This is a genomic window from Rhodococcus sp. UYP9 (genome assembly GCF_040547235.1).
Classification (GTDB): Bacteria; Actinomycetota; Actinomycetes; order Mycobacteriales; family Mycobacteriaceae; genus Rhodococcoides.
The window spans coordinates 374,152-390,658 of sequence record NZ_JBEPPH010000004.1; the positions used below are offsets into that span (position 1 = coordinate 374,152).

General features: G+C 62.6%; 16 protein-coding genes. 7 read left to right on the forward strand and 9 right to left on the reverse strand.

What is annotated here, in order from left to right:
• Positions 1-104: 104 nt before the first annotated feature.
• Complete coding sequence (locus ABIB36_RS14540) at positions 105-476, forward strand: Rv2175c family DNA-binding protein (protein WP_084346627.1); 372 nt, start codon at positions 105-107, stop codon at positions 474-476.
• On the opposite strand, the gene ABIB36_RS14545 is transcribed toward ABIB36_RS14540, so the two are convergent.
• The 4 genes from ABIB36_RS14545 to ABIB36_RS14560 form a co-directional block, all read right to left on the reverse strand.
• Positions 448-1,482, reverse strand: coding sequence for a phytoene/squalene synthase family protein (locus tag ABIB36_RS14545; RefSeq protein ID WP_354562064.1), 1,035 nt, complete (start codon positions 1,480-1,482; stop codon positions 448-450). The two genes, ABIB36_RS14540 and ABIB36_RS14545, sit on opposite strands and share 29 nt — an antisense overlap.
• On the reverse strand, positions 1,475-3,016 hold the full coding sequence (locus ABIB36_RS14550; RefSeq protein WP_256895601.1) for an alpha-(1->6)-mannopyranosyltransferase A: 1,542 nt from the start codon (positions 3,014-3,016) through the stop codon (positions 1,475-1,477). Before ABIB36_RS14550 ends, ABIB36_RS14545 begins: the two co-directional genes overlap by 8 nt.
• A 206-nt stretch (positions 3,017-3,222) precedes the next feature.
• Complete coding sequence (gene crtI / locus ABIB36_RS14555) at positions 3,223-4,812, reverse strand: phytoene desaturase family protein (RefSeq protein WP_084346624.1); 1,590 nt, start codon at positions 4,810-4,812, stop codon at positions 3,223-3,225.
• Positions 4,813-4,892: 80 nt separating this feature from the next.
• Complete coding sequence (locus tag ABIB36_RS14560) at positions 4,893-5,963, reverse strand: polyprenyl synthetase family protein (protein ID WP_256895600.1); 1,071 nt, start codon at positions 5,961-5,963, stop codon at positions 4,893-4,895.
• Between the two features lie 191 nt (positions 5,964-6,154).
• Here ABIB36_RS14560 and metF point away from each other — a divergent pair, with 191 nt between their 5' ends.
• The gene (gene metF, locus ABIB36_RS14565; RefSeq protein WP_084346774.1) at positions 6,155-7,123 is read left to right on the forward strand and encodes a methylenetetrahydrofolate reductase [NAD(P)H]; all 969 of its coding nucleotides are present in this window, start codon (positions 6,155-6,157) and stop codon (positions 7,121-7,123) included.
• A 52-nt stretch (positions 7,124-7,175) separates the two neighbouring features.
• Here metF and ABIB36_RS14570 read toward each other — a convergent pair whose 3' ends face one another.
• The 5 genes from ABIB36_RS14570 to ABIB36_RS14590 form a co-directional block, all read right to left on the reverse strand.
• A complete protein-coding gene (locus ABIB36_RS14570; RefSeq protein WP_084346622.1) occupies positions 7,176-8,366 on the reverse strand; it encodes a glycosyltransferase family 2 protein in 1,191 nt (396 codons plus the stop codon).
• A gap of 10 nt (positions 8,367-8,376) precedes the next feature.
• Positions 8,377-9,027 carry an LppM family (lipo)protein gene (locus ABIB36_RS14575; protein WP_354562067.1) on the reverse strand — a complete coding sequence of 217 codons (651 nt, stop codon included), beginning with the start codon at positions 9,025-9,027 and terminating at the stop codon, positions 8,377-8,379.
• Positions 9,028-9,124: 97 nt separating this feature from the next.
• Positions 9,125-9,991, reverse strand: a complete 867-nt coding sequence (locus tag ABIB36_RS14580) for a carotenoid biosynthesis protein (protein ID WP_084346621.1) — start codon at positions 9,989-9,991, stop codon at positions 9,125-9,127.
• Positions 9,988-11,598, reverse strand: a complete 1,611-nt coding sequence (locus ABIB36_RS14585; RefSeq protein WP_084346620.1) for a phytoene desaturase family protein — start codon at positions 11,596-11,598, stop codon at positions 9,988-9,990. The genes ABIB36_RS14580 and ABIB36_RS14585 overlap by 4 nt, the downstream gene beginning before the upstream one ends.
• Before the next feature lie 23 nt (positions 11,599-11,621).
• On the reverse strand, positions 11,622-12,215 hold the full coding sequence (locus tag ABIB36_RS14590) for a GNAT family N-acetyltransferase (protein WP_084346619.1): 594 nt from the start codon (positions 12,213-12,215) through the stop codon (positions 11,622-11,624).
• Between the two features lie 227 nt (positions 12,216-12,442).
• On the opposite strand from ABIB36_RS14590, the gene ABIB36_RS14595 reads away from it, so the two are divergent.
• From ABIB36_RS14595 to ftsL, 5 genes are all read left to right on the forward strand, one after another.
• Positions 12,443-12,892: an SAV_6107 family HEPN domain-containing protein gene (locus ABIB36_RS14595; RefSeq protein WP_084346618.1), complete on the forward strand. Its 450-nt coding sequence runs from the start codon at positions 12,443-12,445 to the stop codon at positions 12,890-12,892.
• A 241-nt stretch (positions 12,893-13,133) separates the two neighbouring features.
• Complete coding sequence (locus ABIB36_RS14600; protein ID WP_084346617.1) at positions 13,134-13,574, forward strand: SCO2097 family morphological protein; 441 nt, start codon at positions 13,134-13,136, stop codon at positions 13,572-13,574.
• A gap of 455 nt (positions 13,575-14,029) precedes the next feature.
• Positions 14,030-14,461 (forward strand): division/cell wall cluster transcriptional repressor MraZ, encoded by a 432-nt coding sequence (gene mraZ, locus ABIB36_RS14605; RefSeq protein WP_084346616.1) that lies wholly within the window; start codon positions 14,030-14,032, stop codon positions 14,459-14,461.
• Positions 14,462-14,787: 326 nt separating this feature from the next.
• The gene (gene rsmH, locus ABIB36_RS14610) at positions 14,788-15,750 is read left to right on the forward strand and encodes a 16S rRNA (cytosine(1402)-N(4))-methyltransferase RsmH (protein ID WP_354562275.1); all 963 of its coding nucleotides are present in this window, start codon (positions 14,788-14,790) and stop codon (positions 15,748-15,750) included.
• On the forward strand, positions 15,747-16,475 hold the full coding sequence (gene ftsL / locus ABIB36_RS14615; RefSeq protein WP_256895578.1) for a cell division protein FtsL: 729 nt from the start codon (positions 15,747-15,749) through the stop codon (positions 16,473-16,475). The genes rsmH and ftsL overlap by 4 nt, the downstream gene beginning before the upstream one ends.
• Positions 16,476-16,507: the final 32 nt, after the last annotated feature.

Genomic DNA, 16,507 nt, shown 5'->3' on the forward strand with positions numbered 1-16,507 from the left:
CACTGTCTCGCCGCACGACGTGTCGCCTAGCGGGATTCTCTGCGGGCGCCAGTCCCGCAGCAGTGCTTTTCGTATACGAGCTCGAACCCGTTAACGTTACCGGAGTGAGCACAATCCCTTATTCCGACGATGTCCTCGACCCGTCCGTCTCCCTGCTGCAGCTGGCGGATGTCAGCAAGGTTCTCGAAGTGCCGAAGGCCAGAGTCGAGCAGATGCTCCGCGACCGCCAGCTCCTCGCAGTCAAGCGGAACAGGGTTCCCGGTGTCCCCGAAGTGTTTCTCGACGCCCGTGGCGGTCAGATCGTCAAAGGTCTGCCCGGGCTCCTGGCGGTATTGCACGACGGCGGGTATCAGGACGAGGAAATTTTGAAGTGGCTGTTCGAGGAGGACCCGAGTCTTCCCGGAACTCCCGCCGAAGCACTGCACGGGGATTTGATGCGAGAGGTCATCAGGCGCGCTCAAGCGATGGCCTTCTGAGCCGTGCCCTTTCGCGAACCATGGTCCATCCGGTGGCGGCCAATCTCGGCGCCGCAACCGATACTCGACGCCATTGCGGAACCCGGGCGCGTTCGATGAGCACCCGGTAGCCGCCGTCTTCGACTTCACGAAGGATCCCTCCGTACAGCAGCAAGGCCGTGCGCATTCCTGGCTGGACGGAGGGTGCCAACATGTCAATTCCGGGTTCTGCGTCCCGATAGACCGCCCGGGTGTGCGCGATCAGGTGGGCCAACGCTCGATCTATTCGGGCGTCGGTTCGCCCTGATTGCCGACACGCTCGCAGTAGCTCCTCGTCGACGCCGAATGCTTCCAGTTCGTCTGTCGGAAGGTAGATCCGGTCGCGGTCGAGATCCTCGCCCATGTCGCGAATGAAGTTCGTCAGCTGGAAAGCTTCCCCGAGAGCTGCGGCAGGGCCTACTGCGTCGGCGATGTTCATCGAGGTGCCGAGGATCGGAAGCATCTCCAGACCGATGACTGCGGCGGAGCCGTACATGTATTCGTTCAGCTCGGCCATCGTCCGGTAGCGGGACTTGAACATCGGTGTGCCTGGGATGTCCATGCGCATGGAGTGGAGAAACGCAAAATAGTACTCGTGCGGGATGGAATATCGAGCTGTGGTGTCCGCCAACGCTTGTAGCACTCTGTCCGATCGGCTCGATCCCAAGACGGCGCCGCCGAGAGCGTTGCGGACCCGCTGTTCGAGGACGTCGAGTTTGGCGGCGGCATCGCGATCGGATTGTGACACCGTGGTCCCGATCGGAGCAGCGGTGGACGCCTCGAGCTCGACATCGGCCGAGTTCACGTCCACATCGACGATATCGTCGACCATTCGAGCAAAGCCGTACAGCGCGTGCACTCCTGCCCGCTTGTCGCTGGGAAGCAGGCGCGTTGCGAGGAAATACGTCTTTCCGTGCTGCGCGTTCAGGTCACGGCACAGGCGATATGCGTCGTGCAGGGCCGGGTCGATAGCGTCTAGTTCACCCATGGTCCGCTTTGCTCACTTCGGTGTTCTCGGCTGGAGTGTCCGATTCGATCGTGGGTGTGTGGTCGGTGTGTCCGGCACGCAGCCGCAGGGGGTCGACTCGGGTGAGTGAAAGCCCTGCCACGACGGCTGCGAACGTTGCGAGCACGACGTGAGCGAACGTGTAGAGGCCGATCGATCCGTCGGGCCTGAAGACGAGCATCAGCCACGTCGATAGACCGACAAGGATCATCAGGGTTCGTGTCGACAGTGCGAAACCAGCTGCAAGCGCCAGCGGCCACGAGTAATACCAGGGCAGTGCGGCAGGGGAGAGCACAACGATCGCAACCAGCGCGATGACGATTCCTTTGACGGCGTCACGCTCGGTCTTGCGGTACAGCCACCAGGTACCGACGATGATGACAGCAAGGGCGATGGCGCACAGCATGCGAGTCACGTCGAGTACAGGCCCGAGGCGAACATCGAGGAACCATGACGTGCTGACCGTGGTGAGATGAGCCAGAATCGTAGGCAGCGACAGCCAATTGATGATCTTCGCGGAACCGGACAGTGCGGTGAGCCAACCTATTCCAACGCCGGCGATGGCGGAGGTGATGACGAAGACTGCTGCAAAGACACCGGCACCGATGCCTGCAGTCTTTGCGAATGCAGCGATCGGTGACAGCGGTGTCCGATTCTCCTGGATCGCCCGCTCGCGCTCGTGAATCATCCAGATCCACACCATGAACGGCAATGCAAGACCTGCCGTGGCCTTGATGGCAACGGCCAAGGCGACAAGTGCAACACCACCGACGTGATGCCGCTCGAGAACCAGCACGATGCCGGCGGTCATCAAGCCGACCATCAGCAGCTCGTTGTGGACACCACCGATCAAGTGGACCAGAACGAGAGGATTGAGTACCGCCAACCACAGAGCCAGCGGTGCCGAGCCGCCGAGGTGCCGGGCGAGTCGCGGGACAGCCCACACCATCAATGCCAGACCAGGGAGCATCGTGATGCGGAGCAGCATCGTGCCGGCAATGACGTTGTCACCGGTGATGCTGGTGATCGCCTGACCGAGGAGGAGAAACAGCGGCCCATAAGGAGCGGTCGTCGTGGTCCAGACGTTACTGACGTTGTCCAGGAGAATGCCTGGGTTGGCTACGGGCCCAACGCCATAGGGGTCGAATCCGTCACGCAGAAGGGCGCCTTGCGCGAGGTAGGAAAATGCGTCTCGGCTGAACATCGGGACTGCGAAAAGAAGAGGGGCTGTCCAGGCGGGGACGATCCAGCGGAGCTCGCCCAAGGTGGTGCGACCGCCGAGTGTGGCACGTCCCAGACGGACCCACGCGATGATCATCAGCAGGACGCCGATCCAGACGATGATGCTCGACAGGACGAGGCCGTGGCCGAATCGAAGCCAAGACAGATGCATCGACTCGAGCAGTGGATCGCGTCTTCGCACGCTGCCTGCACCGAATCCACCGAACGTGATGAGCACGGAACCGACCAACCCGAGGAGAGCCGAGTGTCCTTCTGGACTCCGCAGGAACAGCATCACCGTCCGAAGGCGAGAAGTATGCAGTCCGGTGCCGACACGGACCGTGTCGGCTGAAGATTGCTCAGTTGCTGCGGGATCTTCTCCCGCGGTACCCGAGGCGGTGGAACTCGACGAGACCGAAGACATAAGTCGGGTCACGCTCCTCTCGGGGACGAAATTGCTGGTATGGCGGGTGCGAACGCTGAATCCGCGCTGGACCGGAGTCAGTTTAGAGCGTCGGCGGCTGTGCTCCGAACTACGGCCGATCCAGCCGACGCGTCGGCTGTGGTTCCCAGGATGCGTTCCGCCGCAAGTTTGCCTGAAACGAGAACCGTGGGCACTCCGACACCCGGGGTGGTTCCCGACCCGGCCAACACCACATTGTCGAGCCCTGCCACGAGATTCTTCCGTCGGAACGGGCCCGTCTGCCTGAACACGTGTGCCGAGGAGAACGGACTGCCGTGCAGCATTCCTTTATCGGCCCACGTCTGCGGAGTGTCGACATGGTCGATCGTCATATCTGCGGTGAGACCCCGGTAGCCACGTCGTTCCAGTTCGCTCTGCAATTCGCGCACATACGGCATAGCCAACGGGGCCCAGTCCAACGGCGCACCGTCGAGGTTCGGGCACGGCGCCAGTATCGACACCGGTTCGCACTGCACACCGTCACGGACCATCTGTAGTGATGGGTCGCTGACCCCCGGACGGGTGATGAGCAGGGACGGATCCTCCATCAGCTTTCCGCGTCCACTGCGCGCGGTGATTCGTTGGAACGTGCTCGCCCACTGGGCTCCGAAATCGATCGTGTGATGTGACCTACTCGGCCACGATTCGGTGGACGAGATCGGGACGGTGCCGTGGAAGACGACCGCCGAGGGTGACACGACACCGTAGCCGCGTGATCTTCCCTTGGAGGTAACTCCTGCTCGATCCAGCAGTGCGTCCACTACAGGTAGATCCGGTGTCAGAACCACGGCGTCGCACTCGTAGGTTTCGCCGTCCGCAGTCTCGACGCCGGTGACTCGACCACCGGCGACTATCAGAGCCGATACTTCTGCGCCGGTGCGAACCGAACCGCCGTTCCGGGAAAGTGCATCGGCCATCGACGCGGCGATCGTGGACATCCCGCCGACCGGGAAGTAGACGCCGAGCGAGGTATCCATATGTGCAATTGCGCCGTAGACAGCCAGAGCCTTCGCCGGAGCCATTCCTGCATAGAGTGCCTGGAAAGTGAACACCCGTCGAAGTCGCTCGTCTTTCAGGAACGATTCGACGCGGGGTCCGAGTCGACCGAAGCCACCGAGTCTGGTGAGGGTGGCCGTGTCTCGGAGTGCCGCTCTCGAGGACACCAGATCGAGCGGCGAATCGAAGTTGGAGTCGATGAACCGGTCGAACTCGGCCTCGAAGATGGAGGCGAGCCACTGTCGTAGTCGGAGATAGCCTGCCGCTTCCGTCGATCCGCACGTGCGCTCGACCTCTGCCGCCATCGCGCTCGGATCGGCAAACACGTCGATAGCGGTGCCATCGGCGTAGCGGGAGTGGTAGCTCGGAGACAGCGCGCTCAGCTGTATCGCAGGCGTTGTCGATTCGAAGGACTCACCGACTGCCGCCAACGCGTTCTCGATGAGGTTGGGCATCGTCAGGACACTCGCACCATTGTCGATGTCGTAGAGACGACTCCCGTCGGTGTCGCGGACCGTATAGGTCCCCACTCGGCCCCCGACCGAATCTTCGCGTTCCAAGACGATCACCTTTTTGCCTGCGCCGGCGAGATGCAGAGCAGCAGACAACCCCGCAAGTCCCGCGCCGACCACCACGACGGTCTCGACTGGGCCCGGTACGGTCCGGAGGCGATTTCGGTTGCGTGGCTGCTGAGACAATGTTCTCTACCGATCTAGTAGGTGCGCTGCGTGGCGGCTATGGACATTGCGCGTAATTGCGCGGCGGCGTGCGGTTCGACCGCACTCGTCTTCAGCGTGTCGAGTGCGCGGTTCGTCAGTTCGGATATTCGGCGTTCGACATCCGCGACTGCTCCCAGTTCGATCAGCACCGTACGGATGTTCTCGATAGTGTCCTCGGGCAGATCCACGACTCCGAGGCTCGACCTGAGCAGTGATCCCGCCTCCGGCCTGTCTCGGTCGGCGAGCTGTAAGGCCACTGCCATCAGGACTGTGCGTTTGCCTTCTCGGATGTCGTCGCCGGATGGCTTGCCGGTGACTGCAGGATCGCCGAAGACGCCGAGGAGGTCGTCACGAAGCTGGAAGGCGAGGCCGATGTCGGTGCCGAAGGATCGATATGCGTCGACGAGGCTCTCCGGTGCCCCGGCCAACACGGCACCCAGCTGGAGCGGGCGTTCGACGGTATAAGCCGCGGTTTTGTAGCGATTGACTTGCATCGCTGCCTCTACGGATTCATCGAGACCGGCTTCGGCTTCGATGTCGAGCAACTGACCGCCGAGCACTTCGGTGCGCATAGCCGACCACACCGGAGACACTCGCCCCATCGCGTCGTGTCCGATTCCGGATTCTCGAAGCATGTCGTCGGCCCAGCACAAGGCCAGATCGCCCAGCAGGATCGCGGCAGATTCACCGAAGCGCTCGGAGGAGCCGGACCAGCCCGCCGCACGATGCCTCTCGGTGAAACCGACGTGCACTGTGGGAAAGCCGCGGCGGGTGAGCGAAGCGTCGATGATGTCGTCGTGAATGAGCGCGCACGCTTGTATCAATTCCAGAGATGCGCAGGCGCGGAGCACAGACGCGGCCTGCGGGCTGCGGTGATCGCCGCCTGCTCCGAGCCAGGCCATCCAGCCGAACGAGGGCCGGATTCGCTTTCCACCACGCAATACGAAGGCTTCGAGGTCTGCGACGGCAGAACGGTAACCGCCGCCGACCCGGGCCACCTGGTCGCGTCGGGAATGGAAGAACTCGGCCAACGCGGACTCGACGAGTGCAACCGGCGCGGTGATCGCTTCTCGTAGGGCTGGGTCGGGGTCACTCGTTCGACGGGGCGCGGGAAGAGTCGAGTCTCTGGACAGGGGATCCTCCAGTCGAGTGCGGGGTGGGGATGTATCACTTTCACACTAGCCGTCACCGCTGATCGATCCCTCTATCGTGAGCCTCCTGTCACCGAAGTTTCCGACGAAACTATGATGTGCCCGTGACATCAGATGCCGTCAGGGGGCGGTCGAGTGAGGGGTGGGTCACCCGAACCCCATCGATAGTCGATCGTCTACGGGCATCGACGGAGTCGAAGATTCCATTTTCGGTCGAGTTTTCTCCACCGCGGGACGAGGCCGCGGAAGCGAGGCTGTGGCGTGCTGTCCGCGAATTCGAGCAGATGCAGCCGGCATTCGTGTCCATGACCTACGGCGCAGGCGGTTCGACCCGAGACCGTACCGTCCGAGTAACGGGAGAGATCTCCGAAAACACGACGCTGCTGCCGGTGGCGCACCTGACCGCGGTGTCTCACAGTATCGACGAACTTCGATCGATGGTCGGCGCTTACGCAGACCGTGGGATCTCCAACATTCTGGTGCTGCGCGGCGATCCCCCGGGTGATCCGCTCGGCGATTGGACAAAGCACCCCCAGGGTGTCGAATATGCAGAGGAGCTCGTCACCCTCGTTCGAGAGCTCGGGGATTTTCACGTCGGCGTCGCGTCGTTCCCCGAGGGGCACTACCGGGCAGTCGATCTCGAACAGGACACCCTTGTCCTGGTGAACAAACTTCGCGCCGGGGCCGAATACTCGATAACGCAGATGTTCTTCGACGTCGAAGACTATCTGCGGCTGCGCGATCGCGTTGCGGCGTTCGACCCCGAGCAGGCGTGCAAGCCCATCATTCCCGAGATCATGCCGATCACCTCGCTCCGTACGGTCCGTCGGGCTCTGTCCCTGTCGGGTTCGGCGCTTCCCAGCGATATCGACGATCGCTTCACCAGAGCGGCCGGGACCGGTGCCGAAGAAGACCGAGCTGCGGTTCGCGAAGTCGGAATCGAATTGGCGACGTCGATGTGCGAGCGTCTCATTGCCGAGGGCGCGCCGGCACTGCACTTCATCACTCTGAACTTCGCACGTGCGACGCGGGAAGTGCTGACCAATCTGGGACTGTGCGCAGCGCGCGTGTGATCTGGACCTGCAGCAGGTCGGCTTCTAGGTGACGGCCTTCGATCGTCGGGGATCATTCCTCAGCGATCAGTGGGCGCTGCTTCCACACCAGGTTTCCGCGCCTGTGCGACCGATGCGAATCGATAGTGAGCCAGAGATAGGTCGCCACGGACAGCGGATGGGCGCTCGACTCGACAGCACAGCGTATTACGTTGCCTGGCCGGCACGACATGTCTACGGATTCGACTTGCGCAGCAGCGAGTCTCGACACCACCCCTGCGCTGTAGCCGATCCGACCCCACCGTCGAACCGCACCCGCTCCCGCAAGTGCTGCGACGGCCGGAAGCAAGTACATCACCGAAACCACGGACAACACTGCGATCGAGCCCCCGGTACCGCCGAATGCGTTCCACAACCAGCGCGAATATCCTGAGCGTAGATCGTTCACGCCGTCGTACATACGGCATTCGACCAGCCCGGCCCCCGAGACGAGAATGGTGCCCCGTCCGCTGCGACGCAATGCGCGAGCAATATCGAGATCCTCCGTGACGCTTGCTGCCACCGCCTCGTGCCCGCCGATGTCGCGGTACGCAGCCGCGTCGAACATCATGAATTGTCCGCACGAGACGGCAGTCGACGGACGGAGTGAACCGTTGGCGAGTCGAATCGGTAGCGTCGACATCCACGAGAAGCCGAGTAGCGGTTGTACCAGATGTTCGACGACGCTTCCGCTGATCTGCTTCGGCCATGGACATACCAATGCAGCGTCGTGGCGGCGCAGTGTCGACGCTGCTGCTGCGATCGCGTTCTCGGTGAGACGAACGTCGGCATCGACGAACACGATCGCGTCGAGATGATCGTTCATCTCGAACGCGAGACCGGCAAGGGTCCGGCACGCTGCCGCCTTGCCCGTCCACCCAGGAGGTGGCTCGGCACACGATTCGACGACACTGACTCGGCCGTCGTCGCCGGCAGCAGCTCGGGCTGCCGCAAGCGTGTCATCCGACGAACCGTCGTCGAGTATCAGAATCCGAAGATCACGGCACCGACGCTGAGCCCGGAGGTCCGCAATGAGCAAGGGGAGTTGGTCTTGTTCGTTGCGGGCGGGAACGCAGACCACGATCGAGTCGTGGACGTCGGAATCGGTTGCGCGGGACAGGCGAGGCACTGTGACAGCGTTGAAAACCGAGATGGCCGCCGTCGATACCGATAGCACCGCGCCGGCAGCAGCCATGCCGGCGATCACTCGGCCGGCGGTAGTCATGAGCGATTCGCTACTTCTTCGACTCGACGAGGCGCACCGGAGGGTTTCTGGTCACCCAGGCCATGGCTCCGACGATCGCTGCGATGCCTACAGTGACGCCCCCGACGATGCCGGCCCAGCCCGCGAAACTGCGGGTGTTGGGATCGGGATAGTTGACCTCGGCCCGCATGCTCGTCACCTCGCCCGCGGGCAACTTCCAGGTGATGATGTTGTCCCCTTCACGGGTGCCGTTGGTCGTCCCGATTCGAGCGGGAAACGCGATGGTGAACTGAACATCGGTGCCCTGCTTGGGGACCGCCTGCAAATCCGCCTTGCCTTCGAGCGTCACGGTGTCGCCCGCTCGCTGCATCACCAGCTGGTAGCTCCCCGTCGCTTGATCCGACATGGAACCGAGGGTTTGAAGGTCGCCGAAGGAGAGATCGCTGAAACGTGCTTGGCTGCCGATGTATCCGTCCTGCTTGTATTCCGCGACACGGATCTTGCTCGCGAGCGAAGACGGAGGCGTGAGCACCGGGCCGGTATCGGTATCGGATGTCGGTATCGTCGCGGCCACGATCTGCCCCGACACGCGGTCGTCGGCAGAGACACCCATCGACACCTGTACCCGAAGGCAACCGGCCAACATCGGCGCTACGAACAGCGCTAATGCGAGGGCGGACATAATTCGACGGTTACGGGTACCTGCACGGAATGTCGACTGCACGTTCGACATCGTGCCAGACGTACGACGCCGTCTGCGCCAGGGAGCCGAAAGAACGTCACCGAGTCCGCGTGCGTCCTCGCGGTTCGGTGGTCGGTTTTCTCGAAGTTGCCCATCTCGACGTCGCCCATCCTGACGTCGCCCAAGTCCATGCGAGCGGAACTCCGACGACCCCCATCGCGAAAAATCCGTAGACGGCCGAGTATCGAAGTTCGGGTCCGGTCAGAAGCGCGGCGTGAGCAAGCGCCGAGCCGAGCCACGTCCAGGTGAACAGCACCAGGGGAGCGGTGTCGGAAATCGGTGTCAGCGTGGTGCGGTCAGCTTGGAACCGGCGACCCAGAGTATCGACGATCAGCGCCATGATGGCTGCCGTGACAAACCACCCCAGATAATTGCTCACGGGTATCGAGGGGATTCCGGGTAGTCCGGCGATCGGAGACGTCCAGGTCCACTGCCCATCGGTCACCATCTGTGTGTCGAGGTAGAGATCCCATCCGACCATCCCGACCGCGGTGATCACGACGCGGTGAATTCTTCGACGCGCAGGGGAGGCCGACGATCGTTGCAACACATAGGAGACCGCGCACCAGATCGGATAGAACCCGGCAGTCCACGCAAGTGGGACCACCGCGGGCACGCCCACGATGTCGGGGCCGAGTCGACCAGTTGCATATCCATAGCTTCCAAAAGGGAACCCCGTTGCGGTTCCTACTATTTCGGCGATCAGGCCGAGCCCGGCAGTAGTCGCGAACAGCATCAGAGCCCAACCGATACCGCGGGACACAGCGGCGTGTACGAGCGCACACGACGCGAGGAGGACGACGACGGCGACGGTGACGACATCGCGTCGCGACCCGGTCACGAGGGGGTACGAAATCTGGGCCATTATTGCGGCACCCGCGAGTGCCACGACGAACCTGTTCATCGTCTTCGGTTCCCGATCCAGCGGCGGAGTCTGCCGGCTCGTGCGTCGGCCAGGGCGATTCGGGCCGCACTCCGCCCGCTCGCCGCGGACACTCCGCCACCCGGGTGAGTAGAGGCACCCGTCAAATACATTCCTGGAGCTCCAGGCACTCGGTATCCGGCGAGCTGGGGGACCGGTCGCCACATCATCATCTGATCGAGTGACATCTCGACGTGCATGATGTTTCCCCCGATCAAACCGAGCTCCCTTTCGATATCGACGGGTGACTGGACATGTCGGTCGAGCACGGACGCACTGAAGCCCGGTGCGTAGGACTCGAGTTCGGCGACAATTCTGTCCGCCTCGAGCTCGGCGAGATCGTCGGCACGTACCTGGTCCGATTCTCGCCACTGGCGTCCTCCGGACAGGGTGTGGGGCTGCCACTGTGACCACAGCGAAATCTGATGTTGACCTGCGGGTGCAACGGTGGGATCGATCGCGGTGAACGACATGCCGAGTACCGCAGGCCTCGGTGGGAGTTCACCTGCAGACGCAGACCCATGGGCCAGACGCAGATGTGCACGGTCGCGAACCAACATCTGTAGACCCGTTGTCGCGTCGGACTCGGCCGCTGCGCTCGAATACTGTGGCAGCGAGTCGGTGGCGAGACGGACTGCCATCCCGATACCGGGGCCGACCCGAATGTGTCGGCGCCAGGCTTCGATCGCCCGAGGATCATGGCCGCCTGCCGCAAGAAGATCGAGAGTCGTCAGAATGTGACAGCCTGCGATGACCATTCGGCTACGGATCGATCGTCCAGAAGATGTCGTGGTCGTCCACTGCCCATCTCTCGGCGACACTGCCTCGACCGCGTCGCCGAGGGAAACCGACCCGCCCGTCGCCGTCAGCCGAGCAACGAGGGCCTCGGTGAGTGCGCCACTTCCACCGATCGCACGCCCGGGCGGAAGTGTGTGCATCAAGGCCGCGAAGCCGACCATGGGGGCAGTGCCGGGCTCGGACATAGGTGGTCCAGATTGCGCCCCGAACCACGCCAGCGCAGCTTTCAGGCGCTCACTGGTGAACAACGCATCGAGCAGAGCGTCACCGGTCGTGAGAAATTCTCGAGACAATGCGCTTCCACCGTCGGGGGCGTCGAGACCCCAGAAGGAGCGAAGCAACCCTGGGCCGGTGGGTGGGGAGGAGAACGCCCGCATGGTCCTCGCGCTTCGTGGTCCCCACACTGCAACGAACTGCCGATAGGCGATCGCGTCGGCGGTCCCGCAGGACCGAGCGATCGACTCGCATGTTCGGTCGAGGTCGCGATGGAAGACCAACGCTTCCTCATTGGAGTTCGGGGCTCCTGGAGCGAAAGCCCACGGATCGCACTCGGCGTAGCGCAGGCCGTAACTGCCGAGATCGAGTTCTTCGATTACTCCGGTATGACGCACCATGATGTGCGCAGACGACCCGCGGTCCACACGGTGTCCTGGGAATCGCTCCACGGACGACACCGCGCCGCCGGCGATCGTGTCTCGTTCGAGCACCTCGACGGACAGCCCAGCTGCAGCGAGATAGCAAGCCGAGGTCAAAGCATTATGGCCGGAGCCGACTACCACAGCGTCGATCACCGGTCCAGGCTATAGGTCGTCCTTCATTCGAACGGCAGTGCGTGACCGAGTACGGCGAACGGCCGTCGATCGCCAGAGAACGTGAAGTCGCGCAGCACATCCTCGAATCCGAGTCGCCGGTACAACTTCCAGGCGCGGTTGTCCTCTTGCTCGACCTCGGGGGTGGACAGCAGCACACTCTTTTCGGGTCGATTCTGGAGCAGCCTGCGAGTGAGTGCGCCGCCGAGCCCGTGGCCTTGAGCACTCGGTGTGACGTGCAGCTCCGTCAATTCGAAATAGTCGTCGAGTACTCCGTCGATGTATTCGCCGGTGTGCCCGGATCTGCGCAGCCCGTCGCGCACCTGCTGATGCCACCAATGATTCCGGGCACCGTGATAGCCGTACGCCACGGCGACCAAGGGCGCGTCGGGGGTGGGGAGGACTGCTCCGACTCCCCGCCAGCCTGGCCGCGACAGATGCTCGATCCACATGGGAGCGCGGTGATACTCGGTGCCCTGGGGGTAGCCCATGGCCGCTACGTAAATGGCCAGGGCTTCGGGGAGGCGGCGACGGATTTCCTGAGGGGAAAGGTCGACGAGATATGGGGTCGTTTCCGCATCGGTAGCGACTGTTCTCAACCTTTCCTTGACTACTTGTCGGTGGGCGCAGTTATATTGAATATGTCGAACGAATGTTCGATGTCGGCGATCCGGCGAAGAGCTCGAGGGAAGCGAGACTCGCCGGGTTCCGACCTTAGAGCTTCATCGTTGTCCGGGCGTGTCGGTAGTACCTAATCCGTGCCACCGAATCCGAGGTACCAGATCGGACGACCGCGTGAGGCGAATCGAACGGGAGGTGTTCGAGTATGGCTACCAAAGTTCTCCGTGTTGACGTACGGCCGCCGGTATCGCCTCGCGCGAGAGCGTTGCTCGGCCGAGCGGACGCTCTGCTGTCTGCATCGGTCGGCGCCGCGGACGCCGCTGAGATGTTTCTCGAGTGCTACATGGCGGCTCTGCGCGGCGCGGCAGCGGTTCTGGAGGCGACCCCGATCGCCGCGACGCGAGCGCGCTCGCGAAGTGCCTGGGTCTTGATGGCCAAGGCGGCGCCTGTGCTCGATTCCTGGGCCGAGTACTTCGCTGGCTTCTCGGCGACCAGAGCCGCGGTCCAGGCGGGCTTGTGCCGGTCGATCGACGAGAACGACACCGACGAGTTCTACCGCGAAGTAGGTCGATTTCTTCAGGTAGTGGAGGAGTACATCGGAGCCGATTCGCGACTCGACAGACAGGAAGTCCGTCCGCACTCGATGTCTGCTTGAGCGCGGTGTTCTTCGCTGGTCGATATCTGGCGCCTGCCGCAGCTACTGCAGATCAGCGACTTCCAAGCGTCGATTGTGGCGTTGGGCTGGGGAACTTCGAACATTCTCAGGAACACATATCGCGAGTAGGTGGTAAGCAGGCGATTCTGCTCGTATTATCGACAGTAGGTAGCCGCCAAGGTCAGCTTCCCGTCGTTTCGGACCCGAAATGACTTTCAATTTCTGTTCAGGGGGAGGTACCGTGCCACTCTCCGAGCACGAGCAGCGCATGCTCGATCAAATCGAGAGCGCTCTCTACGCCGAGGATCCCAAATTCGCCTCGCACGTACGAAGCGGACGCATGCGTACGGCATCGAGCAAACGCCGTTTTCAAGCGGCCGCATTGTTCGCGTTGGGGCTTGTTCTTCTGATCGCCGGGGTGGCACTGCCATTCAAGCCCGGCGGTTTTCCTGTGATAAGCCTCGTCGGCTTCGTCCTGATGTTCGGGGCAGGCGTGCTGTTTCTTCTCGGCGGATCACGCAAAGCTGCAACGCCGTCCGACGGCGACGCATCGAGTGTGAGCGGATCCAATTCCGGGTCCGGTCCGAGGAGCTCGGGGCAGAAGTCCAAGCCTGCCCGTAAAGGCGGAGGCTTCGCGTCGCGCATGGAAGATCGGTTCCGGCGGCGGTTCGAGCAGGAGTGAACACTGCGCGCGCGATCGCAGTCTGACGGACTCGATCGTCGCCCGCAGCGGTTGACGACACAGAACGCGCGGCACTAGAACGCGCGATGCTGAAGAACGCGAAAGCGGTGTTCCATCGAGAGATGGGGCGCCGCTTTTTTGCTGTCCACATCTCTTTCGCCCCGCGTGGCCGAGGCCGACCCGATGAATCCCCACTTGGACCCACCGCCGCTCGCTCGGCGATCTGTAGTGCGCGGGATGTGGATCCGAACTGCGGTTTCGGCGTCTCTGCTCACTTAGAAGAGCCCGGGATCCGAGCCAGGCGCGCCGATGACATAAATCCTCCCCACAGCCCTCCATTGCTTTGAGCTGCGCTTTTGTGCAGAAGATTACAAATCAATCCTCGTCAGGGATTGATAGTGGGGGGAAGTGGGGTAAAGTGGTGGACAGCGAAGGGTTGAGGTAGGAGGTGTCGAGTGTTCCTCGGTACCTACACGCCAAAGCTCGACGACAAGGGTCGGTTGACGTTGCCGGCGAAGTTCCGCGAAGCGCTTTCTGGAGGTGTGATGGTGAGCAAAGGGCAGGATCACAGCCTCGCTGTCTACACCCCGGAGGAGTTCGCCGACCGGGTTCGCAAGCTCACCGAAGCCTCGCGGTCGAATCCCGTCGCACGTGCGTACATCAGGCAGTTGGGTGCCGGCACCGACGAGCAGCAACTCGACGGGCAGGGGCGGATCATGATCAGCGCCGACCATCGGCGCTACGCGAATCTTGGGCGCGAAGTCGTCGTCAACGGTTCCATCGAGTTCATCGAGATCTGGAACAAAGATTCCTGGACTCGTTACTCGGAGGAAAGCGAGCAGAGCTTCTCCGACGCCTTCGACGAATCCCTCGGAGGGGTTATGTAGCGCCACCAAGTCACCGCCGAGTGCCGCGAGGCCTCTGCCCGATCAGAACCCTGACGTTCTTCCCCAACGCCAGGTTTCACAGATCAGGAACCTGACGTTCTTCCCCAACGCCAGGATCCCTATCGGACAGGGACCTCGAAGCATTCGGCACAGTTCATCTCTTCGATCCGCTCGCCGAGCACAAGGTGCGCCAAGCAAGACCGGGAGGAATCATTGTGGAAGGCGAGTCTCAGCCGCCCGCCCCGGACAACCCTCCTGGCGGCCCTGGAAATACTGCAGGACCGTCGCAGGGATCCAATGCATCGAATACCCCTCGTGCCAAGCATATTCCGGTTCGGTTAGGCCGAGCCGACGAACTGCTGGGTCCAGCGTTGACCGCAGTGGGCCCCGGTGGAGAAGGCAGCGTCATGATCGACGCCACCCTCGGACTCGGAGGCCACTCCGAACACTTTTTGCGCACCTATCCCGGTGTCCGTCTGATCGGTCTCGATCGGGATCCGGCCGCTCTCGAACTCGCGAGTCGGCGCCTATCGGAATTCTCCGACAGGACAACGTTCGTACATACGACGTACGACGGAATCGGTGCCGCGCTCGAAGAGGCAGGCCTTCCCGAGTACGAGTCGGTACATGCCATTCTCTTCGACCTTGGTGTTTCTTCCATGCAGTTGGACGAGGCCGATCGTGGATTCGCCTATTCGATAGACGCACCTCTGGACATGCGGATGGACTCGACGGTGGGAATTACGGCCGCGGACATCCTCAATACCTACAGTCATGGCGATATCGCGCGGGTGCTCAGTACCTATGGTGAAGAGCGGTTCGCGGGTCGTATCGCATCGGCGATCCTTCGTCGTCGGGCGATCACACCCTTCACCACGAGCGGTGCCCTGGTGGAACTTCTCTACGAGTCGATTCCGGCAGCTACGCGCCGCACGGGCGGGCATCCGGCCAAACGCACCTTTCAAGCTCTGCGCATCGAGGTGAACGGTGAGCTCGATTCGCTGGAGAAGGCAGTGCCTGCCGGTCTGGATGCTCTCTCGATCGGCGGACGAGTGGTGTTCATGTCCTACCAGTCGCTCGAGGATCGAGTAGTGAAGAAGGAGCTTGCTCCTCGGGTCAAATCTCGTAGCCCAGAGGGACTTCCTGTTGAGCTCCCAGGGATGGGTCCTGAGTTCGCACTGCTCACCCGAGGTGCCGAACGCGCCTCGGAAGAAGAAATCGAAGACAACCCGCGTTCGGCGCCTGTGCGCCTACGTGCAGCCGAGCGCATCGCAAGGAGAGCGGCATGACAATCACCGCGGGTTCGGCAGGAACTCGGCGTACGCGTCGAACACGAGCGACCTCGACGGAGACTGGTGCTGCACGCTCCGGTGCTGCACTGCGTGCCTACGAGCGTCGTCAGCAGCGAGCCACGGTGCACTCCGGGGACGCAACGACTACCAGTCACGGCGCTGCTCGCTCATCTCTGTCCGGGGCGTCGATGACGGCCCGGATTCCGTTCGTCGCTCTGATCATCGGACTGTTGTCGCTCGGGCTCGGTCTGACGCTGCTTCTGACGACTCGGTCGGCGGGGGATTCCTATGACCTTTCCGACGCCAAGGCGTACAACGAGGGACTCGTTCAGGAACGTGCCTCGCTTCAACGCGACGTCGAATTGGCGGACTCTGCACCAGAACTCGCGAGGCGTGCCGCTGAGATGGGGATGGTACCCGCGGGGAATGTTGCACGTCTCGTCGTGGCGCCCGATGGTTCCGTGCAGGTTATCGGGACGCCGGCTCCAGCGGAAGGCAAGCCGGTAGCGCCCCTTGATCCGCCGGATTCGCAGAGTGTTTCGCCTACACAGTCGCCCCCCTCGGTCACTCCGCGTTCGGCTTCTTCTCCCACACGTCCAACACCCGCCACGCCGAACACATCCATTGACGCTCGTGCCGGCGCTCTCGGTGAACAATTGGTTCCCATGAGTACCCAGTCGGAAAGTCCGTCGCCGGATAACGCGTCGGGTAGCCGGCAGTGACACGGCCGACCACCGGAACAGCTGGACGTCCA